The organism is Nitrosomonas sp. Nm58, assembly GCF_900107335.1.
Classification (GTDB): domain Bacteria; phylum Pseudomonadota; class Gammaproteobacteria; order Burkholderiales; family Nitrosomonadaceae; genus Nitrosomonas.
In genome coordinates, this window is sequence record NZ_FNPQ01000003.1 from 63,820 (window position 1) to 77,419 (window position 13,600).

Here is a 13,600-nt window from a genome sequence, read left to right on the forward strand (position 1 = left end):
CCACTTCTCGTCAAGAATCCATAGCGCCTTAAACCTCTAATCGTCTTATCACCCGTTCCATCTGCATAAAACGCGAGCCTTTTACCAATATGGTGACATTGATGTCCAGTAACTTCTCAGCTTCCACCAGTAAGGCATCCATACTTGTAAAATGGCGGGCGCTGCTACCAAATCCAACTGCTGTATGCTTGCTTAGATCACCCAACGTAAGCAATTCCGTTATTCCGGCATGACTCGCTTCCACGCCAATCTGGTAATGGAAATCTGCTGCGCCTGTACCTAATTCCCCCATATCACCAAGCACCAGCACTTTTTTTCCAGGCGAATTAGCCAGCACTGCGAGTGCTGCCCGCATTGATTCCGGATTGGCATTATAAGTGTCATCAATTAAAGTCGCTTTGTATAAGCCAAGTTTCTTTTGCATACGCCCCTGCACGCCACTGAACGCTTGTAATCCTGCTGCGATTGTCTGTTTATCGATACCAACAGCAACCGCTGTCGCCGCGGCTGCAAGAGCATTGTAGATATTATGTTGCCCGGGTACTTGTAATCGCATCTCCTCACTCCCCTCTGGAAGTTTCAGTATCCATACATCTCCGGAAGAATCAGATTGGTGATAAGCAGTTACTTGCGCTGGACTATTCAAACCGAAATCAATGATCCGCCTATTTTCTGCCAGCTCGCGCCATAGTGAAGCATGATCATCATCTGCATTGATAATGGCTACTCCTGTATTGCTCATCAAGCCCTCAAAGATTTCACCTTTGGCCCGCGCCACCGCTTCTACTGAACCCAGTCCTTCAATATGGGCTGCGCCAGCATTGGTAATAACAGCTACGGTTGGTTTAGCCAACCGAGTTAAATAAGCGATCTCACCGGCGTGATTCATTCCCATTTCAATCACGGCATAAGCATGCTGTTCACGCAGCCTTAACAGCATTTGTGGCACACCGATATCATTATTAAGGTTACCTAAGGTTGCCAGCACACTGTCTGAAGCAGAATCGCTTTGATCAAGGTGTGTCTTAACAGCCTCACGAAAAATGGAGGCTATCATTTCCTTGACAGTCGTTTTACCATTGCTTCCAGTGACTGCCACGAGTGGCAATGAAAAGCACGTGCGCCAATAACCTGATAATTGACCTAGACCTAGTCGGGTATCACAGACTTGTATCCAGCCAAACTCTGATAGGGATTCTCCATTATCAGCCTTTTTCTCAACCAAGGCAGCAACGGCTCCTTTATCTCTTGCATTGGCAATAAATTGATAACCATCGAATCGTGCGCCGGGCAATGCTACAAACAGGTCGCCGTGTTTGATCGTTCGGCTATCGGTACTCACGCCTGTGAACAACACATTTTCACCCCACCAGTCTGCGTTAAGAACACGGGCAGCTTCCAGTACCGTCATCATCTTTGTGCCTGCAATTTCAGGTTAGTCAGGTCATGTAACACTTGTTGCGCAATTTCACGGTCATCAAACGGAATCTTTTGTCCCTTGATTTCCTGATACGCTTCAGATCCTTTACCGGCTATCAGCACCATATCCCCTTTACGCGCATTGTGTATCGCCTGATAAATTGCAGAGGCACGATCTTCTTCAATTGAATAATTATGGTGGGGTATACCCGAGACTATTTCGTCAATAATAGCTCGCGGCTCTTCACTGCGCGGATTATCACTGGTAATGATGACTTCATCGGCAAGCCTCGTGGTAATTTCGCCAGCTAAGCTGCGTTTTCCCCGATCCCGATCACCACCGCAACCAAATACACAAATCAGTCTCGGATTTCTTAAATCAAACTTATTTCTTGCTTGCCTGCTATAAACTGTTTCTCGTAGCTCCGTCAACACCTTTTCCAGAGCATCCGGGGTATGGGCATAATCAACGATTACCACAGGTTGATTTCCCCCGCCAAATTTCTCCATTCTGCCTGCAATCGGTTTAACCTGTGATAATGCAGCCACCGCCTCGTGGAAATCGATTCCATTCGCAAACAAAGTAGCCAGAACAGCCAGCAGATTCGAGGCATTGAATCTGCTCATAACATTAACCTGCAAGCTTCTCCGCTGCCCTTCAAACTCCACATCGAATTCCAGGCCATCGATGCTCACTTTAAGGTTCCTTCCCCGCAGTATCCTCAAGTTTTGTGGATGTCTTCCCATATTGTCTGGCTGGTTAAATCCATACCCGATAACTTGCATATCTTTGTGTGCAAGCTGACGAGACAATTCCATTCCCAGCATATCATCCAGATTTAATACTGCGCATTTAAGTGTTGGCCAGAAAAATAATTTTGCTTTGGCAGCAGCATAGGCATCCATACTTCCGTGATAATCAAGATGATCTCGTGACAAATTAGTCAACACTGCCACATCAAATTCAGCGCCATTAATTCTCCCCTGAACAAGACCATGGGATGAAACCTCCATCGCTACATACTCTGCACCGTCTTGCAATATTCTCGCAAATTCCGCCTGGAGCGACACTGCCTCCGGCGTCGTATTTTGCGACTGTTTTAGCGTTTCTAAAAATCCATTCCCTAACGTGCCAATAACTGCTGTTCTTTTCCCCAAAGCTGTCATTGCCTGAGCATACCAGTGGCTACATGAAGTTTTACCATTAGTGCCAGTAATGCCTACCAGCCATAATTCACGTGAAGGATATCCATAAACATGACCGGCAATCACTCCGGCTTTAGCTTGCAACCCTGCTACTGCACAATTGGGTATTTTCCATAGAGGATCCCAAGAAAATTGATTCTTCTCCCAAATCACAGCCTTAGCACCTACTGCAATGGCCTTAGGAATATCTTTACGCGCATCATATCTCTCACCGGCATAGGCAAGAAATGTATCACCTGGCTTCAACTTACGACTGTCCGCAGTCAAGTGCTCGACTGGCACGCCAAGCTGATCAAGAAGTTTGGCTACAAAATTTCCATCTGATTTCCGCATAGATTCTGGCGTCATCCCTCGCTCTTCAGCGTAACAGGCATAGGAGAAGTTACAATATTGCCAAGTGCATCATGTGGAACACCCAATTGTCGCAAAGCACCCGTCATCACTTGGCTGAATAGAGGGGCTGCTACGGCTCCTCCGTAATACTGACCTGCCGAAGGCTCATCAATCATGACTGCGACAACCAGACGGGGGTTAGATACTGGCGCATAACCAACAAATGTAGAGATATATCGGTTTTTTGCATAACCTTTCATACCTTCCAATGGCTTATGGGCTGTTCCTGTTTTTCCAGCAACCCGATAGCCGTTAACTTTAGCTTGTAACCCGGTACCACCAGGCTGGACCACGGTTTCCAGCATGCTGCTCATGGCCAACGCCGTTTTGCGAGAAATCACTTGCTGACCGACAGGGGGAGCGTCACGTTTCAATAGTGAAACAGGCTTTAACTGCCCTTCAGCAGCAAAGATAGTATACGCTCGCGCCAATTGCATTAAATTGACCGATATTCCATGACCGTAGGACATTGTGGCCTGCTCGATCGGTCGCCACTTATGATACGGGCGCAATCGACCGTTGACCTCCCCAGGAAAATTCGATCCTGTCGGCATACCAAAACCGGAACGGCTCAACATTTCCCACAATGTTTTAGGAGGTAATAGCAAAGCAATTTTTGCGGCACCCACATTACTCGATTCTTGGATAACTTGTGATACGGAAAGTGTTCCTTTATTACGGACATCACGTATGGTAGCGTTTCCGATCTTGAGTGTACCTGGAGATGTTTGAAACAACGTATCAGGGTTAATCTTGCCTGTTTCCATCGCAACAGCAACAGCAAATGGCTTCAGGGTCGAGCCCGGCTCAAAGACATCAACCAATGCCCTATTACGTGTTTTTCCTGCTCGTATACTTGATCGTTGGTTAGGATTGTACGTAGGATAATTGGCTAATCCCAACACTTCTCCTGTCTGCACATCCAGCACGATAACACTACCCGCCTTGGCATGATTGGCTTTTACTGCTCGCTTTAGCTCCCGGTGGGCAAGATACTGTATTTTACTATCAATCGATAACGTCAAATTTTGACCAGGCCTAGGCGAGCGAATTTTCTCGACACTCTCTATGACACGCCCGATACGGTCCTTAATCACACGACGGCTACCGTGCTCGCCAGTAAGGATATCTTCCCATCCCAGCTCCACGCCCTCCTGCCCCTTTCCGTCTATGTTAGTAAAACCAAGAATATGGGCAGCCACCTCACCTGTTGGGTAATATCGATAAAATTCCCGCTTAAGATACACACCGGATATATTCAAGTTAGCCACACCAGATGCCATTTCCGGTGACAACTGCCTTCTTAGATGGACAAATCTCTTATCTTGATCAGAAATCCGCTTACGAATATCGCCCACATCTATTTCGATTAAATGAGCTAATGCCTGCAATTGCTCCGGCGTAGCATTCACTTTCTGCGGATCAGCCCAAACAGATTTTACGGGCGCACTGATCGCCAGTATTTCACCATGCCGATCGGTTATTTTCCCACGTTGCGCATTCAATTCCACGATACGGCTATAGCGGGATTGCCCTTGTTGTTGCAAAAAATCCTTATTCAGCCCTTGCAAATAAATGGCACGTCCCGCCAACGCAACCAAACCCAGCAGCAATAGCATTATCAGCAAGCGTGAACGCCAGATAGGTAAAACTAAAGACAATGCAGAGTCGCGCCTCATGATTAACGAAACTCCTTAGAAGAAGTAGAATAAGCTGGACCTGCGGAATGACCGGGCAAAATAACCCGAATGCTTTGGGGTGTCGGCACGATCATATCAAGCTGCCCCCGGGCAATTTTTTCAACATGGCCATGCATTGCCCATGTTCTCTGTTCAAGTAGCAACTGATTCCACTCTATTGTCAGTTGATCAGCTAGTTCCTGTTCTTTCTCCAGCGATATGAAAAGCTTACGTGCTTCGTGCTGCGAGGTTACTATGCCTAACCCACAAATAACAAGAATTATAGCCAGGGAAATATTCAGTTTAATCATATAATTACTCATTAATTATGATTCTTTCCGCCACACGCATGACTGCACTTCTAGCTCGTGGATTAACCGCTATTTCCCGTGCACTGGGACGCAGTGCCTTACCTATTATTTGCAACCGCTGCTTACTCAGATCCTTCACCTCTTTATCACGCAGAGGAAGTTTGCGCGGCAACCTGTCTGGACTTGCTTCAGTGCGCATGAAACGTTTTACTATACGATCCTCAAGCGAATGAAAACTGATTACAACCAATCGCCCTCTTGGGTTTAATAAATCTACACATTGTGGCAAGGTTAATGACAATTCTTCAAGTTCTTGATTGAGATGAATTCGTATCGCCTGAAAAGTACGTGTTGCCGGATGCTGCTTTCCTCCCCGCTGATACTCATTCGTACGCACGACCGCTGCTACGATCTCGGCAAGCTGAATCGTGGTTGAAATGGGTTGCCGTGCTCGTGCCATAACAATTGCCCTTGCAATCTGCTTAGCATGCCGTTCTTCACCATAGTTTCTAATCACCTCTTCCAATTGCGGTTCTGTAACAGAATTAAGCCACTCTGCTGCTGTTTCTCCACAGCTGGTATTCATACGCATGTCAAGCGGCCCTTCCGAGCGGAAACTGAATCCACGCGTGCCTTCATCCAATTGCGATGATGAAACCCCAAGATCCAGCAGCACCCCATCTATCCGCTCTACCTTTAATGCTTGCAATTCCTCCCGCATCTTGACATAACTGCTATGTCTTATATCGAATCGCTTATCATCAATCTGCGCTGCCACTTTAACTGCGTCCAAGTCCTTATCAAACGCAATCAGGCGGCCTTTCTTACCCAATCGAGATAAAATCAAACGACTATGTCCACCGCACCCAAACGTCCCATCCACATAAACACCGTCTGTTCTGAGTATCAGCGCATCGACAGCTTCATTTAGCAAAACTGGCAAATGCACAGCAATACCACAACATTACAATGAGAATCCTTCAAGCTCGGGTGGCATATTGCCATCTTTGTAAACAAGTGCTGCCTCAATTTCCTGATTCCATTTCTCAGCATCCCACAACTCAAATTTTTCACCCTGACCTACCAATACAATATCCTTGGTCAAACCGGCAAACTGGCGTAATGGCGTCACTACCAGTATCCGTCCAACACTATCCATCTCAACATCACATGCATTACCCACAATAAGACGCTGCAAACTACGGCTCTGTGGATTGAAACTAGAAAGACTATTCAGTTTTTTTTCTATAGGTTCCCAGGCGGGTTGGGGATAAATCAGTAAACACCTTGAAGGATCAGCAGTAATCACCAAATTCCCGGCACAACTGGACAATAATTCCTCACGGTACCTTGCAGGCACCGCAAATCTACCCTTGCCGTCCAAGCACAGTTGTGTAACGCCACGAAACATGCTGCCCCTTTATTTCCCAGAAAACGTTACCCTACACCCAATACTCCCACGATTCCCCACTTTAATACTCTTAACCCCACTCTTTTCCACTCTAATCAAAAAAATGAGCTCAGTCAAGTAAAAAACCATGCACTTTTACTTTAACGACAAAGACTTAAGAGCAAGCGAACAAAACCTTAAAAATAAATAAGATAGAGGTAATATTGCGAGTAAATTGCCGATTAATATCGCTAGCGCATCATGTAAAATGATCTCTCGATCAAGCAACAAATTATTTTTAGCTACGAAAGCAAATACGGTAAAGAATGGTTTTACTCAGGAAAGAACAACGTGTAGCGCCCGTATTCTGGGAACAGGCGACGGATAATTTGGCAAAACGAGATCCCGTCATGCAACGGCTCGTTAGCCAGTTTAGCGAATCAACGCTTCACTCACACGGAAACGCTTTTACTACACTGGCTCGCGCCATTGTTGGCCAGCAAATTTCAGTCAAAGCTGCAGCAAGTGTATGGCATAAACTAGAGATTGCTTTGTCAGAGACCACCCCTGAGAACCTGTATAGCATCGATGCTAATACATTACGGGCATGCGGCCTGTCTGCTAGAAAAATAAGCTATCTACAAGATCTATCCCAGCGATTCATAAACGGCGGATACGACGAAACTGCCTGGCAGGAAATGAATGATGAGGCGCTGATTGCTCACCTTATCCAGATAAAGGGTATTGGTCGGTGGACCGCGGAAATGTTTCTGATCTTTCACATGCAGCGACCAGACGTATTACCATTAGACGACATCGGGTTGCAACGGGCTATCAGCATTCACTACAACGCCAATCAGCCAATAGAGAAGAGTAGAATACAAACCATTGCTACAAACTGGCAGCCTTGGCGTTCGGTTGCAACATGGTATTTATGGCGCAGCCTCGATCCCATACCCGTTGATTATTAGGCAGAAAGTATTCTATGAAGCATAGGCACAGCATCCATTGCATTCATTACCCCAGCCTGATTCTTGGATCTACCAGGGTATAGGATATATCGGTCAATATCAGGCCTATGATATAAAACAATGAGCCCAGAAAGACCATAGCACGCACTACGGCAAAATCCTGCGAATTGATAGCTTCGATGGTATAGCTTCCCAATCCAGGTATGCCAAAAAACGATTCGGCAATCAGGCTGCCAAGAAACAATAATGGAATCACTACCACTGCGCCCGTAAGAATCGGAATCATAGCATTTTTAAGCACATGTCTGAATAATACAATGCTTTCTGGCAAACCTTTTGCGCGTGCAGTCCGGACATACTCCTTATTCATTTCTTCCAGAAAAATTGTGCGATACCATCGCACATTTGCACCAGCACTGCTCACCACCCCGATGATAATGGGCAAAAGCAGAAATCTGCCTGCATCCAGTCCATTACCATAACCAGAAATAGGTACTAAATGCCATAGCTTACCCACAAGGAATTGTCCACCAATAATGTAAAACAGACTTGAAATCGACATGAGCGCCACACACAATACAACGCCCCAGAAATCTATATAAGTCATGCGAAAAAAAACCATAACTAGCGCAAAAGTAATATAAACCAGCAATCCCAATAAAAATACTGGCAACGCAATGGCTAAACTGGGCAGCATTCGGGATTTAATTTCGTGCGCAATATCGCGTCCATCATCAGCACGGCCAAAATCAAACACGAACATTGCAATCGATTTCTCAAAGAAAATAGTGCTCGTCAATTTTGCAGCACCTTCAGCCACTGTGTTATACAGCAAAGGCTTGTCATAACCGCGCTCTTGTTTCCATTTTATGATTGCCTCATCAGTCACATACTTGATACCTAGATGCATTCGCGCCATATCATCAGGAGTGTTAACTACAAAAAATAAGGTAAACGTGATGAGATTAACACCCACTAAAATTGGAATTGCATAGAGAACACGTCTAATAATGTAATTAAGCATATTGACTTAAAAATTACCCTATAATTTATGCAGCGGATCTCTTGAGCTCGACCGTCCGCTCTCTACGGCGATAAGCAATGACTCCAGGAACAAGACTTAATACAAGCACAGTTACTCCCGCTCCTATTGGCCATATCACCGGCTCATTCCATTCACGCCGCTTTTGCTCACGCAAAGTAGGATCAATACGCAGATATTTAATATTGTTATAAGACAATTTATTAGGTTTCACATTTCCATACCAAGCATGATACAAAGCATAATCTTTTGGGTGGTACCCCCACAGCCAAGGCGCATCCTGACGTAGCATTCCTACCATACGATCGATGATCTGCTCTCGTTCTGGACTATCTTCCATTTTTTCCATCTGCTCGAACAAGCTGTTATATTCGGCATTATCATAATTAGCTGCGTTGTTCCCACTATTATTACCAGCTTTACCCTGAGGGCCGTATAGTAAAAACAGAAAATTTTCAGGATCAGGATAATCTGCATTCCAGCCCCACTCAAAAATCTGGGCATTACCTTTGCGTATCTTGTCCTGAAAGCGATTATAGTCAGTGCTTCGAACAACCAGCTGAATATTAATTTTTCTAAATTGTTTGCGCATCCAGTCAAGTATTGACTTGTCATCTGCGCTACGTGCAGTGACATCGAAATACAATACAAGCGGCGCACCGGTTTTAGCGTCTATACCGTTGGGATAGCCGGCTTCCGCCAGTAATGCTTTGGCCTCATTGATCGACCTACGATGTGCCCGCCCGTCTTGCCATTTATAGACGATCGGATTGACTCCCTCCTCGCCTTCTCGATAGCCGGTAATCCCAGGTGGAATAGGGCCCTGTGCAGGGATGCCTCGACCATTGGCAAATATCGAGACGTATTCCTCATAATCCACTACTATTGAAATTGCTTGCCGTAATTTACGGGCAGACTGCTTTTCTTGCTTAGTACGTCCTCCCACAACCGGATCAAGCATATTGAATCCGATATAATAAGTAGAGGGCGCCACGGCTGTCTCCAATCGTATTCCCTGAGACTTCATCACTTCTGTTACTGTTGCCTCACCTTGGCCACTTAATTGCACTGCCTGATCAAAACTATCAGAGCCGATTCCTGAAGCATCATAATATCCCTGCAGGAATTTGTTCCAACGCGGAATACCCTCCTTCTCACGACTGAATATAATCTTGTCTATGAATGGAAGGGGTTTACCGGCATCCTCCAACAATCCATTTTCTACATCATCAGGCATACCCTCGGAAGGATAAAGCTCTCCCTGAAAATGTGGATTCCTTTCCAGGACCATAATTCGATTAGGATCATTCTCAATAAGCATATAGGGTCCCGTACCTATGGGATACCAATCCAGTGTAATATTTTTTTCTGCAAGCCCTGACTGAGCGTAAAAGCGGTCCGCTTCCCATGGAATGGGTGAAAAAAACGGCATTGCCAGCCAATAAATGAATTGGGGATACTTACCTTTTATCTTGATTCGATAAGTATACGCATCCACCCACTCCACTCCTTCCAATCGAAATTTGCGCAAATCAAGGTAAGCATCTTTAGACGCGGCATCAGCCTCCTTTCTTAAGGTTTCAGCATACTCTCTGAGTCCTACGATATAGTCTGCCATTAAACCCAATATGGGGGAATGCAATCTTGGGTGTGCCAAGCGTTTGATTTGATAAATATAATCCTCCGCCAGCAATTCCCGTATACCCGTTTGAGAAAAATCGGTAAGCTTGAAAATTTCTCGCAAATCCTTTCGGGTTAGATCGTGATAGAGGAACGCTCCCTGATCATCCCTTGCAAATGCTGGATGAGGCTGATAATAGATACCTGGCTTAATAGAAATCTCATAAACAGAATAGGCAATGCTTGAGACATCACTCTCGGCAGGCAAGAGTTCTCCATCCACGTCGAAATATTGCACCACAGGCATCTTGTCCACCGTCTGCGGGATAAGGGCATAGGGACGTTTCAAATAGTGATACTGCAAAGGAGGTTGGTATATCTGAGCAGTAAACAAAATTTCATTGGAACTATATGATTGAACGGGATCAAGATGTTTCGGGCGTTCGGCAAATGCATTGTAAAGAATATTTTTTCCGGAATCATCCTTCGGATAGGGATGATTCCATATTGTCCCACTACAGGCCGTCAGGAATAAAATCAAAATAATAAGTGGATTCATTTTAAGGAATCCTTAAAAAAGAAATTGGATATCCGGGATAAAAAAGTATCCAGGTCATGTCACTGCGATTGGAAATCAATTATTCAATATGATATCGATGATGAGTCACTGTATCTACAGTATTTAGTTTATTCTCACCGCTTTTTTACGGGAGATAGTGTAGAAAAATACGATGATAGGTAGATATACATTTATATTTAGCTGTTCGACAATTTAGCAATCCCCGCTATACTCCTTTATCATAAACCTTAAGCTATAATTATTTTAAATTCGACAAACGGAAGGACATATATGGGATTTCTAGACAATAAGCGCATCCTCATCACCGGGTTACTCAGCAATCGATCTATCGCCTATGGTATAGCCAAAGCCATGAAACGTGAAGGTGCACAACTTGCCTTTACCTTCCAAGGAGAAGATGTAAGAGATCGCGTTGCAAAACTAGCTGGTGATTTTGAGAGTCGCTTGCTGTTTCGTTGTGATGTAAGAAATGATGAAGAAATTAACCAGTGCTTTGAAGATTTAGCTAAAGAATGGGACGGCCTTGATGGCATTGTACACTCCATCGCATTCGCACCACGAGAGGCATTAACTGGAGATTATCTTGAAAGTGTAAATCGTGAAGCATTTCATATTGCCCATGATGTCAGTTCTTATAGTTTTACAGCATTAGCAAAAGCTGGCCTGGCATTAATGCAAGGAAGGAATGCTGCACTTTTAACACTCAGTTATCTGGGTGCTGTCCGCGTTATGCCAAGTTACAATGTCATGGGCCTAGCTAAAGCCAGTCTGGAAGCAAATGTACGATTCATGGCTTCCAGTCTGGGCAAAAAGGGTATACGCGTAAATGCAATCTCCGCTGGGCCGATTAAAACACTGGCCGCATCCGGTATAGGAAATTTTGGAAAGCTTCTGGGTTATGCTGAAAAGGTTTCCCCATTACGAAGAAATGTAACGACCGAGGAAGTTGGTAATGCTGCCGCTTTTCTCTGTAGTGATTTAGCAAGCGGTATTACGGGTGAAATTACCTATGTTGATGCTGGATTTAATACAATCGCTTTTGATCTCGATGAATAATAATCTTTTAAGCTGTTAGTAGCTTTCTTCCTGGATTTTTACATCGTATCGCTGCCTAAGGCCAAGTTGATACGATGATAATTCCTCCTGAACAAGCATCTGTTTTAATTGATTAGCAAGAGCCTGATATTGAGCCTTATCCTTATCTGAAGAAATTGGTTCAATAACACGATTAATACGGATCAAGTTGAAGTTGCCATCTGACCCCACTATTCCTGTATAAACTGGTAACTTATCTATTTCTGTTTGGAAAATAGTACGCAAAATACCTATATCTATCCCTTGCGGTTGCATATAAGATATCTCTTTAGCATCACCCCATGAAATTGATTCGTCTTTACCTGCCTGTAATAGAGCCAGTTTGGCTCTACCTTCTTTCTCAGCCATTTCAGTAGCGAGCTGTCGCTTCACTCGCTCACTGATTTCATCTCTAACCACATCTAATGATTGAATTGCGGCTGACTCGTGCTCCAATACCCTAGCAGAAACAAAAGTATCAGGCATTACTTCGATTGCTTCTGTATTGCGCTTATCATTAACAGCATCCTCTGAAAAAATCACTTCCAGCAATTTTTCGTTAGCAATGATGGCGGGTTCCTTCGATTTTCTATCGACCCACCCGCTTTGTTTAATTGACAAGCCAAATCTTTCCGCGGCTAGTTGCAAAGTATCACTTTGCTCGTATACCGTATTACTAAAATCTTCTGCAATTTCACCAAAATTACTTGCAGCCTTCTGACGCTTCAGAATTTGCTCAATGTCATCTCTTACCTCTTCCAAGGGCGCCACATTGGCCGGTTTTATTTCTGAAAGCTTGACGATATGAAAACCAAAAGCTGTTTCAATGGGACCTCGAATTTCATCAGGCTGCATCTGGAATAGTTCATCTTCAAACTCCTTAACCAACACGCCACGCCTTAAGAAACCGAGCTCTCCTCCCAATTTTGCTGAGCCAGGATCTTCCGAATGCTCACCTGCTAGCTCAGGAAATTTCGCTGGCTCTGCTTTTAATTGAGACAGTAAATTCTCCGCTTTGCCACGCGCCACAGCTTTCTCATCATCTGAAGCTGTTCCAGAAACAGCTATTAAAATATGACTGGCTTTTCGCTCTTCCTCCTGCCCATACTCACTTTGGTGTTCATCAAAATATTTTTTGATTTCATCTACGCTAACTTCTTCTTGCTGAGCCCATTCTTCTAGAGATAACACCAAATACTCGATGCGCACTCGCTCAGGCAAAAGAAAATCCGCTTGATGATTATCATAATAAGACTGTATTGCTGCTTCCTCCGGAATAATCTGTGATACGAATTGCTTCGGCTCAATCAGAGCTTGATTTATTTCACGCTTCACTTCACTTAAGTGAGCTACATTCCGGGCTACAGTCTCTGGAACCATCGCGCTTTTTGCAATTGCTTCTTGCAACTGCTGCTGCATAATCTCAGTCGCCACACGCGACTCAAACATCGCTGGTGTCATTTCCTGGCGACGCAGTAACTCCTCATAGCGCTGGTAAGAAAACTTTTGATCATCGTGAAAAGCTGAAATACTCTGAATCTCACGTGCCAATTGTGAATCCAAAACAGTCAGTCCGACATTAACTGCCTCGCGTTTCAACAACTTTCTCTGAATCAAGTTATCTAAAACTGCTAGACGCATCTCAGGATTATCTAATAGCGCGCTATCAAAATTATCTCCCAGCATATTACGCATAGTCTCATGTTGATTCCTAAGCGCTTGCTCAAACTCTCTCCGCTGAATCTCTTCACCTTCAACAACTGCAACATAGCTCTCCCGACCGTCAGCACGATACGACTCCATGCCCCAAAACATAAATGGCAACACAGCCAGCAACAAAATAACCTGAACGATCGTCCTTTTTCGATGAACAAAATCAAACACAGCTAAAATCCAGTGAAATAAATGAGAAGTA

At 44.5% G+C, this 13,600-nt stretch carries 11 protein-coding genes; 2 read left to right on the forward strand and 9 right to left on the reverse strand.

Annotated elements, in window-relative coordinates; translation table 11 throughout:
• Window positions 1–28 precede the first annotated feature (28 nt).
• Genes murF through mraZ form a run of 6 tightly spaced genes read right to left on the reverse strand, consistent with a single transcriptional unit; the run spans window position 29 to window position 6,419 of the window.
• The gene (gene murF / locus BLW34_RS02710) at window positions 29–1,414 is read right to left on the reverse strand and encodes a UDP-N-acetylmuramoyl-tripeptide--D-alanyl-D-alanine ligase (protein WP_090575259.1); all 1,386 of its coding nucleotides are present in this window, start codon (window positions 1,412–1,414) and stop codon (window positions 29–31) included.
• Window positions 1,411–2,973, reverse strand: coding sequence for a UDP-N-acetylmuramoyl-L-alanyl-D-glutamate--2,6-diaminopimelate ligase (locus BLW34_RS02715; protein ID WP_090575262.1), 1,563 nt, complete (start codon window positions 2,971–2,973; stop codon window positions 1,411–1,413). Before BLW34_RS02715 ends, murF begins: the two co-directional genes overlap by 4 nt.
• Window positions 2,970–4,697 carry a peptidoglycan D,D-transpeptidase FtsI family protein gene (locus tag BLW34_RS02720; RefSeq protein ID WP_090575265.1) on the reverse strand — a complete coding sequence of 576 codons (1,728 nt, stop codon included), beginning with the start codon at window positions 4,695–4,697 and terminating at the stop codon, window positions 2,970–2,972. The genes BLW34_RS02715 and BLW34_RS02720 overlap by 4 nt, the downstream gene beginning before the upstream one ends.
• A 2-nt stretch (window positions 4,698–4,699) precedes the next feature.
• Complete coding sequence (gene ftsL / locus BLW34_RS02725) at window positions 4,700–5,008, reverse strand: cell division protein FtsL (RefSeq protein WP_090575268.1); 309 nt, start codon at window positions 5,006–5,008, stop codon at window positions 4,700–4,702.
• A gap of 4 nt (window positions 5,009–5,012) precedes the next feature.
• A complete protein-coding gene (gene rsmH, locus BLW34_RS02730; protein ID WP_090575272.1) occupies window positions 5,013–5,957 on the reverse strand; it encodes a 16S rRNA (cytosine(1402)-N(4))-methyltransferase RsmH in 945 nt (314 codons plus the stop codon).
• A gap of 15 nt (window positions 5,958–5,972) precedes the next feature.
• Window positions 5,973–6,419, reverse strand: coding sequence for a division/cell wall cluster transcriptional repressor MraZ (mraZ, locus tag BLW34_RS02735; RefSeq protein WP_090575275.1), 447 nt, complete (start codon window positions 6,417–6,419; stop codon window positions 5,973–5,975).
• Between the two features lie 305 nt (window positions 6,420–6,724).
• On the opposite strand from mraZ, the gene BLW34_RS02740 reads away from it, so the two are divergent.
• Complete coding sequence (locus tag BLW34_RS02740; RefSeq protein ID WP_090542296.1) at window positions 6,725–7,369, forward strand: DNA-3-methyladenine glycosylase family protein; 645 nt, start codon at window positions 6,725–6,727, stop codon at window positions 7,367–7,369.
• A 46-nt stretch (window positions 7,370–7,415) separates the two neighbouring features.
• Here BLW34_RS02740 and BLW34_RS02745 read toward each other — a convergent pair whose 3' ends face one another.
• Both BLW34_RS02745 and BLW34_RS02750 read right to left on the reverse strand, forming a co-directional pair.
• Window positions 7,416–8,393, reverse strand: coding sequence for an ABC transporter permease (locus BLW34_RS02745; protein WP_090575278.1), 978 nt, complete (start codon window positions 8,391–8,393; stop codon window positions 7,416–7,418).
• A 25-nt stretch (window positions 8,394–8,418) separates the two neighbouring features.
• Entirely contained in the window at window positions 8,419–10,590 is a 2,172-nt protein-coding gene (locus BLW34_RS02750; RefSeq protein WP_090575280.1) for an ABC transporter substrate-binding protein, read from the reverse strand.
• Between the two features lie 291 nt (window positions 10,591–10,881).
• On the opposite strand from BLW34_RS02750, the gene BLW34_RS02755 reads away from it, so the two are divergent.
• Window positions 10,882–11,667, forward strand: coding sequence for an enoyl-ACP reductase FabI (locus BLW34_RS02755; RefSeq protein ID WP_090542290.1), 786 nt, complete (start codon window positions 10,882–10,884; stop codon window positions 11,665–11,667).
• 15 nt (window positions 11,668–11,682) lie between these two features.
• Here the strand turns inward: BLW34_RS02755 and BLW34_RS02760 are convergent, their stop codons facing one another.
• A complete protein-coding gene (locus tag BLW34_RS02760) occupies window positions 11,683–13,569 on the reverse strand; it encodes a SurA N-terminal domain-containing protein (RefSeq protein ID WP_090575283.1) in 1,887 nt (628 codons plus the stop codon).
• Window positions 13,570–13,600 lie beyond the last annotated feature (31 nt).